The organism is Corynebacterium macginleyi (assembly GCF_003688935.1).
GTDB lineage: Bacteria > Actinomycetota > Actinomycetes > Mycobacteriales > Mycobacteriaceae > Corynebacterium > Corynebacterium macginleyi.
Map to the genome: position 1 here is coordinate 257,676 of NZ_REGE01000001.1, position 23,296 is coordinate 280,971.

Consider the following 23,296-nt stretch of genomic DNA (forward strand, 5'->3'; position numbering starts at 1 on the left):
CATGAGACAATTCGGGGGAATTATGACCGCTCCAACGGCGCATCACCTGCGCCTTACCATCCGCATCCACGCTGACCGCTTCCACAAGGAAGCAGACGTGGCATTGCCGTTGAGCTCCAGCCTTGGCGAGCTCATGGCAGAACTTACCGACCTTGTCGATGCACCCGCGATCGCCTCACCGTGGCGCGCCAGCACGGCATCTGGTCGTGCTATCGACCTCACCGCACCGCTTGCCGCCACCCCACTGACGGAAGGCTCCATCCTGCTGCTCGCCCCGCGCGAGGAGCGACCCGCGCCCGTTATCCGCGACGCCGCCGAATCCCTCGCTGCCCAGAGCCAGGACGACACTACGTCGGCGATTCCCATCGTCTGGGGATGGACCGGACTTGCCGCAGCCTTCGCTGTAGCCTGGGTGCTCTCTCCTCCGGCAGTCGCCGGTGCCGGACTTGCCGTCGCGGCCTTCGTCCTCGCCCTGTGGACGCAGGCGCTATCCCTCGTCATGCTCACTTTGGCGGCAGGGGCGGCCAGCGGGTGGGCGCTTATCTCGCCCGCGCTTGCCGATGCCCCCTATGCCGCCGTCACCGCCAGCTCCACCCTGCTCTTAGCTTTATCGGCCTGCCACCTCACCCGGCTCAGCACCGTACGGATCACCTCTGGTGTGCTCACCATCGCCGGGTTATTGGGCAGTGCGGCCATAAGCTACCTGCTTCCCGGACTCAGTGGCAATTCCGGCATCGGTACAAGTCACGGAACCGCAGCGGCCGCGGGCACGATTATCGCGGGAGTTATCCTGTTAGCAAGTGCACCCTCGTTGACCATCGCCGCTGCGGGGCTCAAGGTGCCGCAATTGCCCACCGCCGGCCAAGACCTCGCCGTTTCAGATAATCTTCAGCCCGACGTGGCCGATCGGTCCACTCGCGCCGGGTTAGCCTACGAAGGAATCTGCTGGGGAATCGCGCTCTGCCTCATCCCGGCCATTATCGCCCTCAGTTTTACCGGTACAGGCTCCCCCGTGACCACAGACGGGGCCGGGGGAGATATAGAAGCAGCTGCCACCACCATAGGTGCTCGCATCGCTGTGCTCTTCGGCACCGGATTAACCGGGCTCGGCTTTGTCCAAGCACTCTGCGTCTCTATTGCTGGGACGGTGGTCATGCACGCCGCGCGTCACGGGCGTGCTCTAGCCGGCTGGGCGCTCATGCTCATCGCCATGGTTGCCTGCCTCGCCGCTTGCTTGTGCGCCGTACACGCTATCGGCGCGGATGGGCTCGCCCACGCCTGGGCCCTGACGACGGTCGCCATTCTTCTGCTTGCCGCGATGCTAAGTGCCCCGCTGTGGACGGATAAAATAAGCCAAGTAGAGCCAACGACCATCGCCTGGTTCGAGCGCGTAGAGTCCCTCACCATAGCCGCCTGCCTGCCACTTGCCGCGCACCTCGCCGGCATCTTCGAGCTCATTCGAGGACTAGGATAATGCACCACAGCTACCCACCCCATTCTTCTCCGCTACCTAAGTTTAGCGGCAGGTCCGGGTTTTCTCGAAGGGCCGCCGGCGCCCTTACCGCATGTGTCGTAGCCGCAACCGGAGGCCCCATTATCGCAGTTCCCACCGCGAGCGCACGGGAACCGGACCGGGATTGCGCCACCGCGCATCCTTCTCCCCTGGCACCGCAGCCTTCCGCGGATCAGCGTTCCTACCGCACCCAACTTCATTCCTTTGCCACGGGCAACGGCGTGAGGGTAGCCGTCATCGATACCGGTGTTGCCCGCCACGAACAGCTACCGAATCTCACCGCAGGCGCAGATCTGGTCACACAAGACGAACCTGACCCGCACCGAGACTGCGACCTGCATGGCACCGTCGTCGCCGGCATCATAGCCGGACAGGATATCGGCATCGCCCCGCGCGCCGAGGTGCGCGCCATCCGCCAAACCAGCGCACATTACCGCCAATACAATGGCACCACCGAAGACACGGACGAAGGCAACACCACCGGTTCGCTCGACACATTGGCGCGCGCCATCCACCATGCCGTGGAGGATAACGCCCGAATAATCAATATTTCCGTCGTCTCCTGCGTTCCTCAGCAAACCGCGGAACGCGTCGATCGCTCCCGCTTAGATGAGGCACTTGCCCGCGCGGAAGACGCCGGTGCGGTAGTAATCGCCGCGTCCGGTAATATTTCCCCCGGCAGCTGCGAAGAGGGCGATTACGTCTTTCCCGCCAATTCACCGACCGTATTATCAATTAGCGCTCAAGAGGATGCGCACGCACTCGCAGAATACTCGCTCACCCCTATTGATGGTCCACAATTATCCGCTCACGGATTCGTGCCTTTAGCGCTCAATCCCGCCGGGGGCTGGACAGACGGAAAAAACGAGCAGGATTCCGTAGCACAGTTCCACGGCACCTCGTTCGCAGCCCCAGTAGTCAGCGGAACCGCTGCCTTGCTAGCCGAGCGCTACCCAGAAGCCAGCGCCGCCGATATACGCCGACGGCTCCTCTCCGCCGGCCAGCCCGGCAACGGATTCATCGATCCGCTAGCTGCTGTTACACATATCGATGGAAACTATGCCGCACCCCAGCGCAACCTAACTATCCATCCCGCTACAGACGAGCACTCCCCGGCCGCACGCCGTACCGGTTGGGTGCTCGGCGGGCTAGTCCTGCTGCTCACAGGCCTAGCGGTCGCCCGCGGGTTGGGCCGATCCCAGGCGATCTAAGTCAGCATAGGCTCAGTGCCCGTACTGTCCAACGCCAGCACCAAGCGGTACGGACTAGCTCCGCTTGACACTGATTAGTACGCACTGGCGGCACTGCCTAGGGCCCGACCCGCAGCGCTTCGTCCCGGTTTAAACGCGAGGCCTCTGGCAGGAGCCGGATGATTTCCCACGGAACTTCCGCCCCAATACCGGTGCCGAGGGCCTCCAAGAGTTCCCTATTATCCACCGCATGGCGCTGCCCTGTAGCCGAGACAACGTGATAGCCATGTCCGGTATCTACGCCAACGCCACCTGCCGATAGCCCACCGAAGCGATCCGCTATGCCCTCTCCGGCGAGTGCTACCGTCCCTGGGTTCTCGCTCACCATTGCTCCCCCGCCAGCACTATCGGCACACATCCAGCCCTTATCTGGGCCGACGAATTCGAAGGTAGTAGTGGGCAGGTGGAAGTTCAAGAGGGCATCGGCAAGCGCGCCAACCTCGTGCGGTGCGGCCGCCAGACGCCTCGCGCCAAAGCTAACCAGCATATCTGCCTGAGTGGCAGTTAGCTCCGCCACGCCACCATCTGTCCGAGCCCACTGAACCTGCCCGGTATCCATGATGTCCGGCAGCGTATCCGGGAACGTCAGCGGCGGCTGCTCTGCAAAGGCATTGAGCAACTCCGCCGGAACGGGCCAGACATGTGTGCTCCCGCCAATGCCAATCCCGCGCCGAATAACCCGGCCTTCCCTGCTCTGCGCATCGGGTAAACGCACCCGCCCCTCCGCGGTCAGCAACCACTGCGTGCCATCCGTTTCTGCGAGCGCGGCGCGCTTCTCCCCAAAGCCCTTCTGCGGCGGATCCGCCACCACGATGACCTCTTCTTTCGCTACCTGTTGGCCATCGATGCTGGTGGGATTATCTGCGGGCTGCTCATCACGTCCGGCAAGGCACGCTGCCCACGAACGCTGCGGTGTCTCACCCGGGGCGGCCAAGTATCCTGGCGCATCCGAAATTCCCACGGGTGTGCCCAACGAGGCCTTGCGCAAATGTTCGGACCCAATGGTCCGTGCATCAGCCGCTTTGCCAGCGATGATCCGCGCGGAAGCCAGGTTGTAAACAGGGTGGTAGGTATCGTTAACATCCACGAAGAGCTGCCCCTGCTCAGAGCGGACAATGGGCGCATCCCCTGGCTGCGGGCTCGGTTGCAACCAGGCCAAAAGGCCAGAACCGACAGCCAAGAAAGCCACTCCGACTCCGCCAAACATCATGGCCTTGCGGCGGCGGGCTAGCGGATCATGGATCATGCGGGTATCGCCCAACACGAGCCCATGTTCCACGCGGCGGCGTAAGAATTTATGGCCCGAGACTTGGGCCTTGGTCGTTGGCAATGGACGTGCCATGAATTTCCCCCCGAAAATTCCCCGTAAGTCTAAATAAACCCAGACCTCAGGCTAGCGTAGACGCCAGGGACCTGCCACTCGGCGGGGCGTACTCACAAAACGGTGCGCTTTTCTCGTGTTACGTCAGCCCGCGCAGACATTTCGCTGAGTTCCGGGTAATCCACCTGCACTAAGGACAGTCCCTTCGCCGGTGCCACCGGGATGCGGGAGGAACGCTTTGTCTCCTGTAGCAATGCCGCGGCAAAGTCGACGTCCCTGCGACCTTCCCCCACACTTAGGCAACAGCCCACTAAAGAGCGCACCATGGACCAGCAAAAAGCATCCGCCACTACGCGGGCTTCAAAAAGCTGCGGTTCTTCCGGCGTCGACACATCCTGCCAGCTAAATCCCTGTAACTCACGAATAGTGGTGGCGTTCGGCTTGGCCTTGCAAAAGGCCGCGAAATCGTGCAGGCCCACCAGGGCGGTGGCCGCATCCTGCATGGCATCGAGATCTACCGGTGTAAACCATTGCGCCGTATCGCGCGCCCGCGTCGGCAGCGCACCTCGCGGGCTAGTGGTTACCCGATACACATAATGCCGCCGCAACGCAGAAAATCGGGCGTCAAAGCCATCTGGGGCAAATTCGCACCCGTGCACCCGGACGTCTTCCGGCAACAGCTTTGCGAGACGGCGCACCAGTGCCCCCGGTTTGCCTGCTACTGACCGTTGCTCCAGCATCTCCTCCGGAACATCCACATGCGCCACCTGCCCGCGCGCATGGACACCCGCATCCGTTCGGCCGGCCACCGTCAGCGCTACCTCCGTGCGAGCAATCATTGCCAGTTGCTCCTCGAGCACGCCCTGAACCGTGCGCAGTCCGCCCTTTTGCTTGGCCCAGCCGTGGAAATCGGTGCCATCATAGGCTAGGTCTAACCGGAGCCGAACGAACCCTTCCGCCGGTCCCTCATGTGCGATCGGTGCTGCTTCAGTCATGGTGGACCTAATGCTACCGGAGGCATCCGCAGGTTCCCGAAATGTGCAGCCTCCCCTGCTACACCTCCCCTGTTCGTTTTGAACAGAAAAAGCAATATCTGAGGGCTTGGTTTGCTCAGTTATCGCGGAGGAGGATGCGCATAGGAGGTTGCGCATGCGAGGTTGTCCCTAGGGCGCTGTGTAACGAAAAGCGCGTGGCCTACTGAATGACGAAGCCGCTCAACGGAGCGACACGGCGGAGTGGGACCGGACACATAAGGATCCGAGTTCCAAAACGACAAAAGCCGCCTCCCCAGTCTCTTGGCAAAGAGTATGGGAGGGCGGCTATTGTGCGCTACTACTGCTGGCAGTAGGAACTGCAATCCTCGCCCGGCGTTAGGGCTGGCGCGGATTCAGTGGCCGAGGGAGATTACTTCTCCTCGGACTCCTCAGCGGCGGTGTTCTCATCTGCGGTGTTCTCATCTGCGGCGTCCTCGGCAGGTGCCTCGGTCTCTGCAGCCTGGTCTACCTGAGCCTCTTCAGCCTCAGCAGCCTGAACTTCTTCAGCTTCAGCAGCCTTGGAAGCGGCGGCGCGGGTAGCGCGGTTAGCCTCGGAGGTCACGGTCTCCTCTAGAACGAGGGAGATCTGAGACATCGGGGCATTATCACCAGTGCGGTTATCAAGCTTAATGGTGCGAGTGTAACCACCCTCACGGTTCTCAAAATGAGGTGCAACCTCGTCAAACAGATGGGAAACAACATCCTTGCGCGGGATGAGCTTCAGCACTGCGCGGCGGTCAGCAATAGTGCCAGACTTAGCCTTGGTAATAATCTTTTCGACATACGGGCGAAGAACCTTCGCCTTAGCATCGGTGGTCTTAATAGCGCCGTGCTCGATCAGGCTAGCTGCCAAGTTGCTCAGCAAGTGAGCCTGTTGCTTGGCGGAGCCGCCGAGACGGGCACCCTTCTTCGGGGTAGGCATTGTTTACTCCTCGTGTGCGGTAAAAGTTGAGCGCGCGGCAACGTGTGCCGCAGTTCAGGATGATTCTTTACTCGGAATCGTCCGCAGCCGGGTCCTTAAAGTCACCGGTTTCTGCGTCGTAGCCCTCGAGCTGGGTAGGGTCGAAGTCCTCAGGGGTGTCCTTCAGAGCAAGGCCCAAATTAGCCAGCTTGATTTTTACCTCATTAATCGACTTCTGACCGAAGTTCCGGATATCTAGCAGGTCGGATTCGGTGCATTCTGCGAGCTCACCGACGGTGTGGATTTCCTGACGCTTCAGGCAGTTGTAGGAGCGGACGGAGAAGTTCAAGTCCTCGATAGGCATTCCGTAGGCGGCAATGTATTCGGTCTCTTGCGGGGAAGGACCAATCTCGATGCCTTCGGCTGCGTTGTTCAGCTCGCGTGCCAGGCCGAAGAGTTCGACCAAGGTGCCGCCAGCGGAAGCCAGCGCATCGCGGGCTGAAATCGAGTTCTTGGTTTCGACGTCGATGGTCAGCTTGTCAAAGTCTGTGCGCTGCTCAACACGAGTAGCTTCGACCTTGTAAGAGACCTTCAGCACTGGGGAGTAAATCTGATCGATTGGGATACGGCCGATTTCCCCAGAGGTGGCGGCAGCCGGGACGTAGCCACGGCCGCGCTCGACGACGAGCTCAATGTCCAACTTAGCGGTGTCATTCAGCGAAGCGATGTGCAAATCCGGGTTGTGGATTTCCACACCAGCCGGTGGCTGGATATCGCCCGCGGTGACATCACCAGGGCCTTCCTTGCTCAGGTACATAACCACCGGCTCGTCGGAGTCAGAAGATAGGACCATGCTCTTGATATTCAAGATGATCTCAGAAACGTCTTCCTTCACACCGCTGATGGTGGTGAACTCATGGAGCACCCCATCTATCTTGATAGAAGTTACCGCTGCGCCCGGGATGGACGAGAGCAAGGTGCGACGCAACGAGTTACCGAGGGTGTAGCCAAAGCCCGGCTCGAGCGGTTCGATGACGAACTTGGAACGAGACGAGTCGATGAATTCCTCGGTGAGCTGAGGACGCTGGGAAATGAGCATTGCAATTCTCCTTTTCGGCGCCCGCTATATGACGCCGCTAGAGGGGGTAAAAATCTCGGGTTTGAAGATTCCTGATGGACCGCCGTGCCCCTGCAGGCCGTGCGGTATAACAGTTTACTTCGAGTAAAGCTCGACGATGAGCTGCTCTTGCAGCGGGATGTCGATCTGAGCGCGCTCGGGCAACTGGTGCACGAGGATGCGCAGCGTATCAGGAACGACCTGCAACCATGCCGGTACGTTGGCATCAATAAGAGCGTCCTGAGCGTCTTCGAACCATTCCATCTTCTGGGAACGCGGGCGGACATCGATGATGTCGTACTGCGTTACCCGGAAAGACGGGATGTTGACTTTTTTGCCGTTCACGGTGAAGTGACCGTGGGAAACGAGCTGGCGAGCCTGGCGGCGGGTGCGTGCCAGACCTGCGCGGTATACCACGTTATCCAGGCGGGTCTCCAGCAAGATGACCAGGTTGTCACCGGTCTTGCCGGCGAGGCGGGTGGCCTCGGTGTAGTAACGGCGGAACTGACGCTCCAGCACACCATAGGTGTACTTTGCTTTCTGCTTTTCCTGGAGCTGCAGCAGGTACTCAGATTCTTTGATTCGGTTTCGGCCAGCCTGTCCCGGAGGGTACGGGCGGCGCTCGAATGCCATGTCTCCGCCGACCAAGTCGACGCGAAGACGGCGGGATACGCGGGTAGCGGGGCCAGTGTAACGAGCCATTTTCTTACCTCTTTCCTTCCCTTAAACCTTGCGACGCTTGGTCGGACGGCAACCGTTATGCGGCTGTGGAGTTGCATCCGTAATTGAGGAAACCTCGAGGCCTGCAGCCTGCAGGGAACGGATGGCGGTCTCGCGGCCGGAGCCTGGACCCTTGACGAATACGTCAACCTTCTTCATTCCATGGTCCATTGCCTTGCGTGCGGCGCTTTCAGCGGCCATCTGTGCAGCAAACGGAGTGGACTTACGGGAACCCTTGAAACCAACGTGGCCTGAGGATGCCCAGGAGATAACAGCACCAGTCTGGTCCGTTATCGAAACGATGGTGTTGTTGAAGGTTGACTTGATGTAAGCGTGGCCCAGAGCCACATTCTTTTTGACGACGCGACGGCCGGAACGGCGTGCGCCGGAACGAGTCTTTGGAGGCATGGACTACTTCTTCTTTCCTGCGATCGTCTTCTTCGGGCCCTTACGAGTACGCGCGTTGGTCTTCGTACGCTGACCGCGTACCGGCAGACCGCGACGGTGGCGCAGACCCTTGTAGCTTCCGATTTCAATCTTGCGACGAATATCAGCCTGCACCTGGCGGCGGAGGTCACCCTCGACCTTCCAGGAGCCTTCAATTGCGTCACGCAGTGCCGAGACCTGTTCATCATCCAGGTTATCGGTGCGCAGGTCGGGAGAAATGCCAGTCTTTTCTAGCAATTCCTTGGCACGGGTTGGACCGATGCCGTAAATGTAGGTGAGAGCGACCTCCATACGCTTATTGCGAGGAAGGTCAACACCAGCTAGACGTGCCATAAGGCGAGTCCTTTCGGGTTGTTACGGCGGTTTTCTCCCCATCCGTCCCGCTCCATACAACGCTTCGCCCGGACCGTACCGGAGATCCTTGGGTTGCTTACCAGTGCAGGCTCAGGCCACCGTAGCCTGAGGTGTACAGGGAAAACAGAGCTTCAAAAGCCGTGCTTCGCCCTTGGGTGAGGAGGCTGACTATGTTTACTTGTAGCGGTAGACGATGCGTCCGCGGGTCAGGTCATAAGGAGACAGCTCTACGACGACGCGATCCTCCGGGAGGATGCGGATGTAGTGCTGACGCATTTTACCGGAAATGTGTGCAAGAACCTTGTGCCCATTGTCGAGCTCGACACGGAACATAGCGTTTGGCAAAGGCTCGACGATGCGACCCTCTACCTCAATTGCGCCTTCCTTAGCCATAACCTCTACTTTTCTGGTGACAGACAAGTCTCTGTCACCTGCATGTTTGTTGTCTACTGCGGTAGTGCAAGGCAACCAGATACTGGCGCTATACACCGCCAGCTCATCATACGCTGCAGCGACACGATTTCCAAACCGGCCGACCTCCCTAGAATCTCCTACGACTTGGAGAAAAACTAAGAATACCCTCGTCCTGAGTTCCGGAAGCTGGAACCAAGTACGAGGGTAGGCGCGTTAACGCGGGAAGCTACCCCGAATTAATAGATATAAACCTTGTCCCCAATCTGGACATCGTTCCAGTAACGAACCGCTGCATTGTACGGCAAGTGGACACAACCGTTAGAGTCGACATTGGTGTCGTCCAGGTGGAAGGCGTGGCCGTTCCTGGTGAAGTAGATAGAGTACGGCATCGGCGCGTTATTGAACTCGCGGGAAACCTCGTCTTTCACCTTACGGTTGACGTGGAAGGTACCGCGCGGGGTTTCTTCACCCACCATGCCAGCGGACATAGATGGGGAGATATAGGAGACCTCTCCACTTTCCTGCAACCAGGTGCGGCGTCCGTCAAGGTCGACACAGATCTTAGCGTCTGCCGGGCAGGAGCCGCGGTCGAATTGGTTAGCGCGGCGCTGGTCCTCCGCCCGGCGCGCTGCTTCTTCGGCTCTCGACTTTTCTTCCGCAATCTGGTGTGCATGTGCGCGCTCGGCTGCCTCGCGAGCCAGGCGAGCTTCCTCGTTCTTCTGCGCAATTAGTCCCGGGAAGACAAATTCCAAGGCACTATCGACTGTGGATTGCACATTCGGCACCAGTTCCGGAGTGTACCTCTCAGCCTGGCTCAGGATGTCATTACGGGTCTGCCATGCTTGGTCGCGGGTCTGTCCGTAGAAGTTGTCAATCTGCTGCTGCGCATGAGCGCTAAGCTGCTGGAGACTAGGAAGTTGCTGAGCAGAGGCCGCTGGCGCGCCAACAGTAGTGCTTAAAGCCACGACACCAGCCACTGCTGGTGCAGCAACCGTGGCACTTAATTTGCGGAGGCTGAATTTAGACATACCGCCGAGTATAAACCTTTCAAGAGATTACCGCCTAATTTAGGCAGTAATTTTTCTGGAAATATTTTTTTAAAACCGCCTGGTGAGGATGCGCGGACCATCCGCTGTCGCAGCTACAGTGTGCTCCCAGTGGGCGGCAACGGAACCATCGAGTGAGACTACTGTCCAGCCATCATCGAGCACCGCACTATCGACAGTGCCCAAAGTCAGCATAGGTTCGATAGCAAGGACGGATCCCTCTTCAATGAGAGGCCCGCGGCCAGGCTTTCCCTCATTTTCCAAGTAGGGTTCTTCGTGCATGGAACGACCAATACCATGGCCTCCGTAACCATCGACGATATAAAGGGAGACACCGAACTTATCTTCGGCGCGATAGGTTGCTTGCTCCAAGGCATGAGACACGTCCGTCAGCCGGTTGCCCGGTATCATCGCCTGCAGCCCTTTCATAAGCACCCATTCGGTCGCGGCGTTCAACGCAGCAACGTTTGAATCCAGTTGACCGATGGGAAAGGACCAAGCGCTATCTCCTACCCACCCATCGAGGGTGGCGCCGCAGTCGATGGAGACGAGGTCGCCATCAGCAAGCACGGTGTCGGCATCGGGGACCCCATGCACAATGACGTCATTGACGGAGGAACAGATGGAGCCCGGAAAGCCTTCGTACCCCTTAAAAGTCGGGGTAGCACCGGCATCGCGGATGGTCTGCTCAGCAACCGCATCGAGCTCGAGCGTGTTGACTCCGGGCGCTGCCGCGGCGCGGACGGCTTGAAGTGCCTTGCCGACGATCTCGCCAGCCGCTTGCATAGCATCTAGCTCGCCTGCGGTGCGGGCGGGAATGCGCTTGGCGCGGCGCCGGAAAGCCATTACCTCCCCAGCGCTTCCATCGCGCGCGCGCTGATTTCTTCGACGGAACCTTCTGCCTTAATGGAGATAATGGACTCGCCATAGTGCTCAATGAGCGGAAAGGTCTCATCGCGGTAGACACCCAAGCGAGTGCGGATGGTTTCCTCGTTATCATCGGCGCGGCCGCGGGCCATCATGCGTTCGACGACGACATCCTCAGAAACCTCGAAGTTCAATACGCCATCGAGCTTTTCGCCCTTCTTGGACAATAGCTCTTCCAAGATGTCTGCCTGCTCGGTGGTACGTGGGAAACCGTCCAGGAGGAATCCGTTCTTGGCATCGTCTTGGCTAAGTCGTTCTTCCACCATGCGCGCAGTGACATCGGTAGGCACGAGCTTACCGGCGTCAATATAGGACTTTGCCTCTACGCCCAGCGGCGTTCCCTCGCCGATATTAGCGCGGAAGAGATCGCCGGTGGAGATGTGCGGTACATCCAGTTTTTCACTCAGGATCGCTGCTTGAGTGCCTTTGCCAGCACCAGGAGGGCCGAGAAGTACAAGACGCATTATTTCAGTAGTCCTTCATAGTTGGATTGGAGGAGTTGAGATTCGATCTGCTTGACCGTGGTCAAGGCGACGGAGACCATAATCAAGATGGCCGTACCACCAAAGGCGGAGGTACCGTTAGCAGAAGAGTTGCCGACGCCGAGGTCCAGGAGGATATTCGGCAGGATGGCGATCAACGCCAAGTACAGCGCGCCGACGCTCAATAAGCGATTCATGACGAAGCCGAGATACTCGGCGGTGGGGCGACCCGGGCGAATACCAGGGATGAAGCCGCCATACTTCTTCATGTTGTCGGCTTGCTCAGCAGGGTCATACTGGACCGAGACGTAAAAGTATGCGAAGAAGATGGTCAATAGGAAGTACAAAACGATGTACTGCCAGGACGACGGTGCCTGCAGATGGGCAATAACATTGCGCTGCCACCAATTATCCGGGGTATTCACGGAGCTAGAGTTAACGATCTGTGTAATCAGCACCGGCATGTAGATAAGTGAGGAAGCGAAGATAACCGGGATAACGCCAGCCTGGTTCACCTTCAACGGCAGGTAGGTAGAAGAACCGCCGTACTGGCGCCGACCCACCATGCGCTTGGCGTACTGCACCGGAATACGGCGCTGCCCCTGCTCGATGAAGGTAATACCCACGACCAGGACAATAAGACCTGCCAGTACCATGGCGAAGACCATCCCGCCGTTATTCTGCAGGATATTCACGCCATCGGTAGGCAGGCGCGTAGCGATACCAGCGAAAATAAGCAGAGACATGCCATTGCCAATGCCCTTTTCCGTAATCAGCTCGCCCATCCACATCACGAGGACGGCGCCAGCGGTCATAGTCACCACAAGCAGAACGAGGGTGAAGAAATTGCGGTCTTCCGCCAAGACCGGCACGCCCTGGCCCAGCAGCTGCTCGCGGTCCGCCAGCGCGACGATGCCGGAGGTTTGTAGCAGCGCCAGGGCGAGCGTGAGGTAGCGGGTGTACTGGGTCATTTTCGCCTGCCCAGACTGGCCTTCCTTCTTCAGCTGTTCGAAGCGTGGGATGACCACGGTCAGCAGCTGCACGATAATGGAAGCCGTAATGTAGGGCATGATGCCGATGGCAAAAATCGACAGTTGCAACAGGGCGCCACCAGAAAACAGGTTAATCACGGAGTAAAGATCTCCTGATTCCTCTGTTAACTCACGCAGGCGTCCTGCAATTGACGCGTAATCGACACCCGGCGACGGGATTTGTGCGCCGATGCGGTACGCAATGATCATCGCGATGGTGAAGACGATCTTCTTACGTAGGTCGGCATCCTTAAAAGCCTGCAAAATGGCGTACACTACAAAATCCTCCTGGCCTACCGCTGCCCCGCGCGAATCTTAAAGATTCTTATCGCAGCACCACACGGAGGTGGACACTCTTTGGTTCCCACAGGGCACCACATTCTTTCTTACTTGGCGTTAAGAAGTAAAGATGAGGAACCCCAAAGGAACGGTGGAACACTTTTGACCCCATTACCCTACCAGTCTTATACCTGCGCGCCACATCGAACCCGCTTTATGTGACAATAATTGCCCATTCTTTCGCCGTTGTTCTACTGGGGTTCACCTTGTTAATTATTTCCCTTGGCAGGTTTGTGCCGGCAGTGCTCCGGCCTTGCGCGCGCTAAACACCGAGGTAGTGATTGGTGTGAGACCAAGTTTGCAAATGAAATCTAAGGAACAAAATCACCCCGATGACCAGTATTGGGGTAACCAGAGTCTGTAACCCTACTCCCCACCCCTGCCACCAGGAAGCCGTCGGTGGTTCGGTCACCGGCCCGGATGATGCCGATTACAAGGTCGCCATAAATAGGCTCGGCGGACTTGCTTTTATAGCCATCCACTCACCCTGGTCCTCAGAGTATTCGCGCGTGCGTATGTGCACCTTGCAGCCGCTACCCGTCGACGCCGTACGCATCGAGGTCATCAAGGATTGGCCGACCCACAGGCAAAGCGGAGGCATCCTAATGCACAGCTTCCGCGACGACCCGTCGCTCCAATTCGGGCGCAAAACGGATACTCTCACCCCCACCGGCGAGATCCTCACCTGCTCGTGCGGGTATAAAACGCCAATATAGTCTCTTTACCGCAAACCTACGCCTGCAGATCGAGTGCTAGCCTTTGTCGTCATATGTGGAGCTGGGAGAGCAGCGCTCTTAACTGGTTGGGCAGGCACGCTGCGTGCTTTGCCGGTGACTTGGGCAGCAGGAAATCGCCGTACTTCGAGGTCTTTAACTCGCTCGAAAGATTCTAAGGACGCTACGGTGAGAAGCTCCCAACTACCTTTAAAGCAGTGACGGACCCAGACCACCGCCTTTCCAACCGATATGAAAGGACCGTGGACAAGACCTACTGCTATGCAACCAGCCGCATAGATCCACCACGCCCCCTGTTTTTCGCACATTAGGTGCAAGAAACAGGGGGCGTAACTTCTCTCCAGGTCGGATTACTTGGTGTTGGCGGAACCGCCAGCAGCCTCAATCTTTTCTACAGCGGACTTGGAGAACTTGTCTGCGGTGACATTCAACTTAACGTTGATCTCGCCACTGCCCAGAACCTTAACCGGCTTCTTAGCGCGAACGAGACCAGCAGCTGCGATGTCAGCGGCGGTAACGTCGCTGCCATCGGCAAACTTCTTGGCCAGGTCAGCCACATTAACAACCTGGTACTCAACGTGGTTCGGGTTCTTGAATCCCTTCAACTTAGGCAGACGCATGTGGATGGGCATCTGTCCGCCCTCAAAAGCAGCGGAAACCTGCTTACGAGCGCCGGTACCCTTGGTGCCGCGACCAGCGGTCTTACCCTTGGATGCCTCACCGCGTCCAACGCGGGTCTTGGGCTTATTTGCTCCTGCGGTTGGGCGCAGGTCGTGTAGCTTGATGATTTCAGCCATGGTTTACTCCCCTGCCACTTCTTCAACGGTGACCAGGTGGCGAACCTTGTGAACCATGCCGCGGATAATCGGGGTGTCCTGCTTAATCACGGACTGACCGATGCGCTTGAGACCCAGAGCCTCAATATTCTTGCGGTGATTCGGTTTGGTGCCCACCAGGCCCTTTACCTGTGTAATCTTCAGAGCCATTGTTTATGCCTCCTGACCTGCGCGCTTGCGCAGCATACGGGCCGGGGTGACCTCTTCGAGGGACTTGCCACGGCGTGCGGCAACCTCTTCGGGGCGGACCAGCTGCTTGAGGCCGTCCACGGTAGCGCGGACGACGTTGAGTGCATTGTCGGAGCCCAGGGACTTCGACAGAATGTCCTGCACGCCGGCGCATTCAAGCACTGGACGAGCAGCGCCGCCGGCGATGACACCAGTACCAGGAGCGGCGGGCTTCATCATGACGATGCCCGCTGCGTCACGTCCCTCTACCGGGTGGGTGATGGTGCCTGCAACCATAGGTACACGGAAGAAGTTCTTGCGAGCCTCTTCTGCACCCTTCTGGATTGCAGCCGGAACTTCCTTAGCCTTGCCGTAGCCGACACCTACCTGGCCCTGGCCGTCACCAACGACGACGAGAGCGGTGAAGGACATATTGCGGCCACCCTTGACGGTCTTGGAGACGCGGTTGATGGTCACGACGCGCTCAATGTACTTATCGCGCTCGTTATCCTGCTGGTTACGACGATCATTGCGACGGCCGTTGCCGCCTCGGTTGTTCTTGTTGTTCTCGGCGGAGCGTCCGCCGTCACGCTGTTCACGGTCCGACATTACGCGATCCTTCCGTTGATGTTTCCGTTGACGATGATCATTAGAACTTCAGACCACCTTCACGTGCGGCGTCTGCCAGCGCAGCGACGCGGCCGTGGTACTTGTAGCCTGCGCGGTCAAAGACGACCTGCTCAATGCCAGCGGCCTTGGCGCGCTCAGCAATGAGTTCGCCTACCTTGGCAGCCTTTGCCTTCTTATCGCCCTCGAGTGCACGGACATCCGCTTCCATGGAAGATGCGGAGACCAGGGTATGGCCAGCAAGGTCATCGATAACCTGGACGTGCATGTGGCGAGAGGAGCGGTGAAGGACCAAACGCGGGGACTCAGGGGTGCCACGGAGGGTTTTACGGATACGGAAGTGGCGGCGTGCGCGTGCTTCGCGACGTCGAGAAGAAATGTCCTTGCCGACTGGAGTGCGCTTCGTGTTTTCAGTGTTTGCCATTGCTTACTTACCCGTCTTTCCGACCTTGCGACGGATCTGCTCGCCTTCGTAGCGAATACCTTTGCCCTTGTAAGGATCGTCCTTACGCAGGCGACGGATATTAGCAGCGATCTGTCCGACTAGTTGCTTGTCAATACCGGTAATGGACAGCTTAGTGTTGCCGTCCACTGCGAAGGTGATTCCCTCCGGAGCCTTGATGAGGATCGGGTGGGAGTAACCCAGGCTGAATTCCAGGTCCTGGCCCTTCTGCTGCACACGGTAACCGACACCAAAGATTTCCATCTTGATGGTGAAGCCCTCAGTCACGCCGATGACGGCGTTATTGAGCAGCGAACGGGACAGACCGTGCAGTGCACGGTTCTTGCGGTGATCATCAGGGCGGGAAACGGTCAAGATGCCGTCTTCTAGGTTGATGGCGATCGGATCCGGAACGCTGACGCTCTGGGCACCCTTAGGGCCCTTGACCTCAACATCTTGGCCGTTGATGTTAATTTCGACGCCATTTGGTACGGCGATCGGTGCTAAACCAACTCGAGACATGTGTCAAACCTCCCTTTACCAGACGTAGGCGAGAACTTCTCCGCCTACGCCCTTCTCCTCAGCCTGACGGTCAGTCAGCACACCGTGGGACGTGGAAATGATAGCCACGCCCAGGCCGCCCAAGACCTTTGGCAGTTCGGTGGACTTTGCGTACACACGCAGACCCGGCTTAGACACGCGACGCAGGCCAGACAGGGAGCGCTCGCGGTTGTTGTACTTCAGCTCGAGGGACAGGGTGTGGCCCTCGACGGTATAGTCAGCGATGTAGCCTTCCTGCTTCAAGATGTCAGCAATATTTGCCTTCAGCTTGGAGGTAGGCATCGACACGGTGTCATGGTGCGCATTACTTGCGTTGCGCACGCGCGACAGCATGTCGGCAATAGGATCAGTCATAGTCATATGAGTGACCGTGTACCTTTCTCGTTGCGGTTCCCGCGTTGTTTCGCATCGCGGTGACGCGACGCCACCCCGCGCCCCAGCAAAAGGGCGTGCGTTATCCGTGTGATTTCGGGCTACTCATCGCCCCGCACGGTCAATACCGCCGGCGCTCGCTGCCCTTTGATGCATACACGGTCCGCCACAACGGGGCAGTGGGCCTACAACAAAGTTGAAATGAAATTCTTGAATTGCGGATACTCATCCCCCATGTGAGCTGCATAAACAGCGTGCGGGCACGATTCCAAGCGTCTACATTACACGTCGACCTGGCATTTTCCAAAATTCTCCCTGCTTATCGGTAAGCTTGCCGGCATTACCCCAAGCGTTACAGTCTCTCGTGCCAATCCCGTCGCTAACCGCTTCGATAACCCGCGCATCGGCCACCGCGTCACCGCGGCTGCAGGCGTGGGCGGCGTGTACCACGCGATGAAGAAGGCAATCCCGATCCACGGCCTCGTGCCGCTGCTGAAGATGAACCAGCATGACGGCGTTGACTGCCCGGGCTGCGCGTGGCCGGAGCCGGCGCAGGGCGACATCAACTTCGTCGAGTTGTGTGAAAACGGCGCAAAGACCATTGCCCAGAAGACCACGCCCAAGTGCGTCACCCGCGAGTTCTTCGCAAACACCACCGTGCAGCAGATGCGCGAGATGACCGACTACGAGCTTGACCAGCTCGGCCGCCTCACGGAGCCGACGCTCTACGACCGCTCGCTCGGTGATGAGAAGTACCCCCCTGTTTCCTGGGACGAGGCCTACGATCTCATCGCCTAGCAGCTGGGTGCCACTGCCCCGGAGCGCGCCATCTTCTACACCTCCGGCACTGCGGTCAACGAGTCCGCCTTCATCTTCGGCGTGCTGGGCCGCCGCCACGGTTCCAACAACCTGCCGGACTGTGCGAACCTGTGACACGACTCGACGGGTGTGGCACTCGCCAAGACCGTGGGCGTGGGCAAGGGCTCCGTGGTCATGTCGGATATATACAACACGGATCTCATCATCTCCGTCGGCCAGAACCCGGGCACCAACCACCCGCGTTCGCTCACCGCGTTCAAGAAGCAGAAGGAAAACGGCGACAAGTTCATCACTATCAATCCCATGCCGGAGACGGGTTTGATGAAGTTCAAGGAGCCGCAGTCCATCAAGGGCGTCCTCGGCGTGGCCGACAAGATTAGCGACGAGTACGTCCAGGTTCGCCTCGACGGCGACCGCGCGCTGTTCCAGCAGTTCAACCGCGAGGTCATTCGCCGCGACTTGCTCGACCGCAAGTTCTTGGAGGAGTTCTGTTCCAACGTCGACGAGACCATCGCGCACCTTAATTCCCTTGACAATGCCGCCCTTTCCCGCGGCTCCGGAGTCTCCCAGGCCGAGGTCAAGAAGATCGTCGACTCCGTGGAGAAGTCCGAGACGGTTGTTCTCGCGTGGACGCTGGGCGTAACCCAGCACCGCAACGCGGTGGCCACCATCCAGGAAATGATGAACTTCCTGCTGCTCACCGGCAACTACGGCAAGCCCGGCGCGGGCTCCGCCCCGTTCCGTGGCCACTCCAATGTCCAGGGTGACCGCACGATGGGCATCTCGGAGAAGATACCGGAGTGGTTCCTGGCCAACATGGAAGAAGAATTTGGCTTCGACGTTCCGCGCGAGCACGGAGTTTCTTCCACCGGCGCGGGTATCCAGCTGCGCGACAAGAACGTCGATTTCTTCCTGTCGCTGGGCGGAAACTACATCCGCGCGATGTCGGACACGACGGCGCTCGATGACGGCATGTCTGCCACCAAGCTGTCGGCCCACATGCTCACCAAGCTCAACGGCACGTGCGCGTGGCCGGGTGAGAAGTCGCTTATCCTGCCGGTGCGCTCCCGCACCGATGTCGACATTCAGGCCTCGGGCCCGCAGAAGGTCTCTGTCGAGGCATCGGACTCCAAGGTTTCCGCGTCCTTCCCGAAGCGCCGCTCCAACCGCGACCTGGATCTCTACTCCGAGATGCAGATCATCTGCAACATCGGCGAGCGTGCATTCGGCGACGCCTTCTGGCGCCCGATGATGGATAACTACGACGTCATCCGTGATCACATCGCGAACGTCATCCCTGGTTTTGAGAACTACAACGAGCGCCTCAAGCGCCCCGGCGGCTTCATGCTCCCGCACGCGGTCCGCGAACGCATCTTCAACACCTCGGACGGCAAGGCCCAGCTGACCATCAATGCCACCGACACCATCGAGCTTGAGGGCGACCAGCTGCTGCTGACCACGGTGCGCAGCCACGACCAGTACAACACCATCTCCTATGGCCTGGATGACCGCTACCGCGGTGTGCGCGGTGGACGCCGTGTCATCTTCATCTGCAAGGAGGACCTGGCCGAGCGCAGGCTCATGGACGGCGACATCGTCGACGTTGTCTCCGAGTCCGCCTCGGGCCGCCGCGTCGCGCCGAACTTCCGCCTGGTCGAGTACGACATCGCCAAGGATTGCGTGGGCGGCTGCTTCCCTGAGCTCAACATCCTCGTGCCTGTGGAAGAGATGGCTCCTGTGGAAGAGATGGCTAAGGACTCCGAGACTCCCGTTTCCAAGTCCCTCATTGTCCGTCTGGAACCGACCGACAAGAACGCGAACGACTTCTAAGTCGCCGCAACCCCCGTTAGTCCCGCCGCGAGCGGGACTTTCGCGGTTGTAGACACGGCCGCGACTACAGTTGAGTTCATGACTGAAGACAAAGACCCCATCCAGACCGCGCACGAGTGGCTTGAAGAGGCCGCAACGACGCTGGGTCTCGATCCGCACGACGCCACGGCGCTGGTGCGCGAGCTGCTCGATCTCACCAAGGACGTCGCGCACAATCGCTTCCGCCCGGCCGCCCCGCTCACCGCCTTCGTGGTCGGTCTGGCCAGCAAAGACGTTGAGGAAGCCCGCGCCAACATCGCCGAGCTGAAGGAAGCCGTGCAGTAGTGGCGGGCCGCACCACCTCCAAGTTCGCGGTCACCAAGGTCCACCTCAACGAGGAGCGCACGCAGGTCACCCGGGTCGATACCCGCGCCGATACCGTCGCTGGCGAGGAGCCGCTCGAAATCCGCGTCGATGGCCAGACACTCACCACGACCATGCGCACCCCCGGCCACGACGTTGAGCTCGCCCATGGATTCCTCCATTCCGAGGGCCACATCCAGGCCGCCCGCGACATCGAGTCCGCCAAGTACTGCGAGGGCGCCACCCGCGACGGTGTCAACACCTACAACCTCCTTGACATTGAGATGCGCGACGACAACGTCATCTCGCTCAAAGACTTACGCCTAACACTCACCAACTCCGCGTGCGGCGTGTGCGGTACCTCGTCCATCGAGGAGCTAGCCAAGAAGACCCGTTACCCCATCCCCCACGTGCCGGTCGACCCGCTCGTTATCGCCCAGCTGCCGGATAGGCTGCGCGAGGGCCAGAAGCAGTTTCGCAAGACCGGCGGCATCCACGCCGCTGGCGCCTTCACGCTGGGTGGCGAGCCCATCGTCTTCCGCGAAGACGTCGGCCGCCACAACGCCGCGGACAAGGTCATCGGCCACCTGCTCATGGAGGGCTTGCTTCCGGCCAGCGATCTCATCCTCGTGATGAGCTCGCGCGCCAGCTTCGAGCTCGTGCAGAAGGCTGCGATGGCGGGCTTCGGCCAGCTCGTGGCGGTATCGGCAGCCTCCTCGCTCGCCGTGGACACTGCCCGCAAAACCGGCATGGCGCTCGTCGGCTTCGCACGCGGCGACCGCTTCAACCTTTACTCGGGAGACCTGAAATGAACCTTATCGATTTCCTCGTCAACGTCGAGCTGGACACTCCGCGCCCCGACTACCGCGCGCTGCTCATCACCGCACGCAACGTCACTTCCCCGGCTGCCGACACCCCCGCCGCCCCGTCAGCGTTCCAGCCCCATGTCGCCGCGTGGCGCGCGGCGTGGCAGAACGCCGGGCTCGATCCCGCGCTTTTTGAGCTGGGCGCCCAGCCTTCCGATGCCCCCGTGGTTGCCCTCGGCAACGCCGTCGCCCGCCGTTTCGAGCTGCCGATCACGACGTTTGCCCTCGATGGCTTCGAGGGCCCAGTGCGCATCGAGGTAGGAACCGCTACCGTGCGCGATGCCGCGGGTAGTGCCGCGCGGCGCTTCCGGCCCGAGCACCGAGTCCAGCCCACGCCGGAGATCACCAGCGTGCTCTATATCCTCGAGGCTCTGGATCCGCTCACGGACGACGATTTGCGCCTGGCGGCCGATGACATCCTCGACGCCCTGCGCGCGGCGAACCCTGATGTCGAGGTCGCCCAGCGCATCCTGCGCCCCGAATAACTCCGCGCGCCGAGTAAGCGCTAGTGTGCAGCGCGCACGTCGAGGAACCCGCGCAGCAGCGCATTGCGGCGGCGGGTGCCGGACTCGAAGGTCTCGGCGTCGTTGCCGTAGGCGGCATCGACTTGCGCGTACACCTCGTCGAGATGCGACATGTCGGGCACTCCGGCGACAAGCTCGGTGTCCCAAGCTCCCGCGATATGTTCGATAATCGACTTGATGCCCTCGGGGCCGCCGCCCAAGCGGTTGGACTCGAACGGGCCTGTGGCCGCGTCGGCGAGTTCTGCGCGCACGTCCGTCATGCGCACCTGCCACCCCGCGTCGACGAAGCGCTGGGCAAACGAGAAACCGATCAGGCCGCCACTACAAGCAATGCTGTCTTCATGTTTTCTAGCCTAAGCCTCTTGGCTCGCGGCCACACGGTTTGCTGTATGGCCACCGCCACACAAAAGGTCTACAAGAATTAATTTATCCCGCCTCAGCCTTGCCCGGAGCGAAAGACGCGTTTTTACACCCCGACCTCGCCCCGCCCTGCGCCCGCAACTAACCCGTAGAAAATGCACCGCACGCCCATTCTTTCCACTCACCCCTGTGCCACTCCTGCTACGCCCGAGACCTCGGCTGTCGACCCCGCGCACTGCGCATCAGACCAGCGCTTTCACACCCTTCCCCGAGCCGGTGCAGCAAATACATCCCGCCGTGGCCACGGATAACAGCAGCATGCCCGCGCGCAGCACCACTTTTCATTAGATAATTTTACTGTAGCCTAACTTATGTTAGCGTCTCCTAACATGCACAAAATTCGTCAGGAGAGACCGGCCCCGTTCGTCGATTCCTTCGTAGGAGCCGATCCGACTGCATTAAACACAATCATCCACCACAGCCAGCACACCCTCACGCAGTATCTCGCCGAGGGCGACGCGCCAAGCTCCGGTCGCAACGCCCATGAGACAGCAGCGGCCGTCACACGCGTTGACCTCGAGCACCCAATTGGTACATTTGACGCCGCGTTGGCTGAGCTTCGCGAACTCTGGCTCGACCACGCCGTGTGGTACCACCACCCGCGCTACATCGCCCACCTCAACTGTCCGATCACCGCCACCGCCGTGGGCGCGGACCTGCTCGCCACCACAGTTAACACCGCGGTCGAAAGCTGGGATCAGGCCTCGAGTGCCGCCGCAATCGAAGGCCACCTCCTCGAGTTCTTCGCGCGCAAGCTGCGCTGGCCGCAAGACCCGCATTCCCGCACCCGCGGGGTCTTTACCTCCGGTGGTACGCAATCCAACCTGCAGGCGCTCTATATCGCGCGCGAAAAGGCGCTGGGCGCCCAGGGCGTGCAGGGATTTTCCCAGTTGCGCCTCTACACCAGCAGCCACGCCCACTACTCCGTGCTGCGCGCTGCCCACCTCCTTGGGCTTGCGGATACCGCCGTCATCACTATCGACTCGGATGCCGCACACCGACTCGACCCGGCTGATCTCGCCCGGCGCATCGCGGCCGACGTGGCGGACGGCTACACGCCGATGGCCGTCGTGGCCACCGCTGGGGCAACCGACCGCGGCACCATCGATCCGCTAGAGACCATCGCCAAGGTCTGCCTCCACGCTGGGGTGCACTTGCATGTCGACGCCGCGTACGGGGGTATCCTGCTGCTCTCGCCCACGCAGCGACACCGTCTGCGCGGCATCGACGCGGCCGATAGCGTCACCGTCGACTTCCACAAGGGCTACTTCCAGCCGGTGGCCTGCAGCGCGATTCTCTTGCGCGATCCCGCTGACTGCGCCCTCGTGTCGTGGCACGCGGACTACCTCAACCCCGAAGACGCCACCGACCACAATCTCGCGGACTTCTCGCTCCAAACCACGCGTCGCTTCGACGCGCTCAAGCTCTGGATGACGCTGCGCACCCACGGCGCCGACGCCCTTGGGGAGGCCTTCGACGCCTGCTGCGCCGCGGCCCGCGATGCCGCCCGGCGCGTCGACGCCCATCCACGCTTTGCACTGCGCGCCACACCGGAGCTTTCCACGGTGCTGTTTACGCCTGCCGATGCCCCCGCCAGCCTCGTCCACATCGTCCGCCAGCGCTTGCTCGAGCGGGGCGACGTAATTATCGCGACCACCACCTTCGAAGGCGCGCCGTGCTGGAAGTTCACCATTCTCGATCCGCAGCTACGTGGCACAGATATCGACGCGATCCTCGGGCTCATCGAGCGCGAGATGAACGCCGTCGACCAAGCCAACGCTCAACCGAGCCCCAGCGTTCTCGCGGTACAACCCGCGCGCTAGACCACGACCCACAGAAACTTAAAACAGGAGTTTGTC

26 protein-coding genes and 1 pseudogene are annotated in these 23,296 nt (G+C 60.0%); 8 read left to right on the plus strand and 19 right to left on the minus strand.

Translation table 11 applies throughout. The features are described from left to right. Positions 1–22: 22 nt before the first annotated feature. On the plus strand, positions 23–1,474 hold the full coding sequence (gene eccD / locus D9V82_RS01315; protein ID WP_121910684.1) for a type VII secretion integral membrane protein EccD: 1,452 nt from the start codon (positions 23–25) through the stop codon (positions 1,472–1,474). After that, positions 1,474–2,724, plus strand: coding sequence for a S8 family serine peptidase (locus D9V82_RS01320; protein ID WP_121910598.1), 1,251 nt, complete (start codon positions 1,474–1,476; stop codon positions 2,722–2,724). The genes eccD and D9V82_RS01320 overlap by 1 nt, the downstream gene beginning before the upstream one ends. Positions 2,725–2,821: 97 nt before the next feature. Here the strand turns inward: D9V82_RS01320 and eccB are convergent, their stop codons facing one another. The 12 genes from eccB to secY form a co-directional block, all read right to left on the minus strand. Beyond that, positions 2,822–4,105, minus strand: coding sequence for a type VII secretion protein EccB (gene eccB, locus D9V82_RS01325; protein WP_121910599.1), 1,284 nt, complete (start codon positions 4,103–4,105; stop codon positions 2,822–2,824). Positions 4,106–4,197: 92 nt separating this feature from the next. Beyond that, positions 4,198–5,079 carry a tRNA pseudouridine(38-40) synthase TruA gene (gene truA, locus D9V82_RS01330; RefSeq protein ID WP_121910600.1) on the minus strand — a complete coding sequence of 294 codons (882 nt, stop codon included), beginning with the start codon at positions 5,077–5,079 and terminating at the stop codon, positions 4,198–4,200. A 409-nt stretch (positions 5,080–5,488) separates the two neighbouring features. Then, the gene (gene rplQ, locus D9V82_RS01335) at positions 5,489–6,040 is read right to left on the minus strand and encodes a 50S ribosomal protein L17 (RefSeq protein ID WP_121910601.1); all 552 of its coding nucleotides are present in this window, start codon (positions 6,038–6,040) and stop codon (positions 5,489–5,491) included. Positions 6,041–6,107: 67 nt separating this feature from the next. Next, positions 6,108–7,118: a DNA-directed RNA polymerase subunit alpha gene (locus D9V82_RS01340; protein ID WP_121910602.1), complete on the minus strand. Its 1,011-nt coding sequence runs from the start codon at positions 7,116–7,118 to the stop codon at positions 6,108–6,110. A gap of 114 nt (positions 7,119–7,232) precedes the next feature. Further along, positions 7,233–7,838, minus strand: coding sequence for a 30S ribosomal protein S4 (rpsD, locus tag D9V82_RS01345; RefSeq protein ID WP_121910603.1), 606 nt, complete (start codon positions 7,836–7,838; stop codon positions 7,233–7,235). 21 nt (positions 7,839–7,859) lie between these two features. Further along, a complete protein-coding gene (rpsK, locus tag D9V82_RS01350; protein WP_005277076.1) occupies positions 7,860–8,264 on the minus strand; it encodes a 30S ribosomal protein S11 in 405 nt (134 codons plus the stop codon). A 3-nt stretch (positions 8,265–8,267) separates the two neighbouring features. Next, a complete protein-coding gene (rpsM, locus tag D9V82_RS01355; protein WP_023025213.1) occupies positions 8,268–8,636 on the minus strand; it encodes a 30S ribosomal protein S13 in 369 nt (122 codons plus the stop codon). Positions 8,637–8,831: 195 nt separating this feature from the next. Beyond that, positions 8,832–9,050: a translation initiation factor IF-1 gene (infA, locus tag D9V82_RS01360; RefSeq protein ID WP_003854422.1), complete on the minus strand. Its 219-nt coding sequence runs from the start codon at positions 9,048–9,050 to the stop codon at positions 8,832–8,834. Between the two features lie 257 nt (positions 9,051–9,307). After that, a complete protein-coding gene (locus D9V82_RS01365) occupies positions 9,308–10,099 on the minus strand; it encodes a L,D-transpeptidase (protein WP_121910604.1) in 792 nt (263 codons plus the stop codon). A 69-nt stretch (positions 10,100–10,168) separates the two neighbouring features. Further along, positions 10,169–10,963 (minus strand): type I methionyl aminopeptidase, encoded by a 795-nt coding sequence (gene map, locus D9V82_RS01370; protein WP_121910605.1) that lies wholly within the window; start codon positions 10,961–10,963, stop codon positions 10,169–10,171. Beyond that, entirely contained in the window at positions 10,963–11,508 is a 546-nt protein-coding gene (locus D9V82_RS01375; RefSeq protein WP_121910606.1) for an adenylate kinase, read from the minus strand. The genes map and D9V82_RS01375 overlap by 1 nt, the downstream gene beginning before the upstream one ends. Continuing rightward, on the minus strand, positions 11,508–12,833 hold the full coding sequence (gene secY, locus D9V82_RS01380; protein WP_121910607.1) for a preprotein translocase subunit SecY: 1,326 nt from the start codon (positions 12,831–12,833) through the stop codon (positions 11,508–11,510). Before secY ends, D9V82_RS01375 begins: the two co-directional genes overlap by 1 nt. 395 nt (positions 12,834–13,228) lie before the next feature. Here secY and D9V82_RS01385 point away from each other — a divergent pair, with 395 nt between their 5' ends. Next, positions 13,229–13,612, plus strand: a complete 384-nt coding sequence (locus tag D9V82_RS01385; RefSeq protein ID WP_121910608.1) for a hypothetical protein — start codon at positions 13,229–13,231, stop codon at positions 13,610–13,612. Positions 13,613–13,980: 368 nt separating this feature from the next. On the opposite strand, the gene rplO is transcribed toward D9V82_RS01385, so the two are convergent. The 6 genes from rplO to rpsH are packed head-to-tail and all read right to left on the minus strand — an operon-like array spanning position 13,981 to position 16,624. Continuing rightward, positions 13,981–14,427 carry a 50S ribosomal protein L15 gene (gene rplO / locus D9V82_RS01390; RefSeq protein WP_121910609.1) on the minus strand — a complete coding sequence of 149 codons (447 nt, stop codon included), beginning with the start codon at positions 14,425–14,427 and terminating at the stop codon, positions 13,981–13,983. A 3-nt stretch (positions 14,428–14,430) separates the two neighbouring features. Further along, on the minus strand, positions 14,431–14,616 hold the full coding sequence (gene rpmD, locus D9V82_RS01395; RefSeq protein WP_121910610.1) for a 50S ribosomal protein L30: 186 nt from the start codon (positions 14,614–14,616) through the stop codon (positions 14,431–14,433). Positions 14,617–14,619: 3 nt separating this feature from the next. Further along, positions 14,620–15,243, minus strand: coding sequence for a 30S ribosomal protein S5 (gene rpsE / locus D9V82_RS01400; RefSeq protein WP_023025205.1), 624 nt, complete (start codon positions 15,241–15,243; stop codon positions 14,620–14,622). A 40-nt stretch (positions 15,244–15,283) separates the two neighbouring features. After that, positions 15,284–15,685 (minus strand): 50S ribosomal protein L18, encoded by a 402-nt coding sequence (gene rplR / locus D9V82_RS01405; protein ID WP_121910611.1) that lies wholly within the window; start codon positions 15,683–15,685, stop codon positions 15,284–15,286. Positions 15,686–15,688: 3 nt separating this feature from the next. Then, a complete protein-coding gene (gene rplF / locus D9V82_RS01410; protein WP_121910612.1) occupies positions 15,689–16,225 on the minus strand; it encodes a 50S ribosomal protein L6 in 537 nt (178 codons plus the stop codon). Positions 16,226–16,240: 15 nt separating this feature from the next. Next, the gene (gene rpsH, locus D9V82_RS01415; protein WP_121910613.1) at positions 16,241–16,624 is read right to left on the minus strand and encodes a 30S ribosomal protein S8; all 384 of its coding nucleotides are present in this window, start codon (positions 16,622–16,624) and stop codon (positions 16,241–16,243) included. Between the two features lie 351 nt (positions 16,625–16,975). Between rpsH and D9V82_RS01420 the strand changes: the two are divergent. The 4 genes and pseudogenes from D9V82_RS01420 (at position 16,976) to D9V82_RS01435 (ending at position 20,978) form a co-directional block, all read left to right on the plus strand. Next, positions 16,976–19,285, plus strand: a pseudogene (locus D9V82_RS01420) (FdhF/YdeP family oxidoreductase). 78 nt (positions 19,286–19,363) lie between these two features. After that, complete coding sequence (locus D9V82_RS01425) at positions 19,364–19,609, plus strand: DUF6457 domain-containing protein (protein WP_121910614.1); 246 nt, start codon at positions 19,364–19,366, stop codon at positions 19,607–19,609. Further along, the gene (gene fdhD, locus D9V82_RS01430; protein WP_121910615.1) at positions 19,609–20,439 is read left to right on the plus strand and encodes a formate dehydrogenase accessory sulfurtransferase FdhD; all 831 of its coding nucleotides are present in this window, start codon (positions 19,609–19,611) and stop codon (positions 20,437–20,439) included. The genes D9V82_RS01425 and fdhD overlap by 1 nt, the downstream gene beginning before the upstream one ends. Further along, positions 20,436–20,978, plus strand: coding sequence for a hypothetical protein (locus D9V82_RS01435; protein WP_121910616.1), 543 nt, complete (start codon positions 20,436–20,438; stop codon positions 20,976–20,978). The genes fdhD and D9V82_RS01435 overlap by 4 nt, the downstream gene beginning before the upstream one ends. A 20-nt stretch (positions 20,979–20,998) precedes the next feature. On the opposite strand, the gene D9V82_RS01440 is transcribed toward D9V82_RS01435, so the two are convergent. Next, on the minus strand, positions 20,999–21,277 hold the full coding sequence (locus tag D9V82_RS01440) for a hypothetical protein (RefSeq protein WP_121910617.1): 279 nt from the start codon (positions 21,275–21,277) through the stop codon (positions 20,999–21,001). A gap of 489 nt (positions 21,278–21,766) precedes the next feature. Here D9V82_RS01440 and D9V82_RS01445 point away from each other — a divergent pair, with 489 nt between their 5' ends. Continuing rightward, positions 21,767–23,260, plus strand: coding sequence for a pyridoxal phosphate-dependent decarboxylase family protein (locus tag D9V82_RS01445; protein WP_167449705.1), 1,494 nt, complete (start codon positions 21,767–21,769; stop codon positions 23,258–23,260). Positions 23,261–23,296 lie beyond the last annotated feature (36 nt).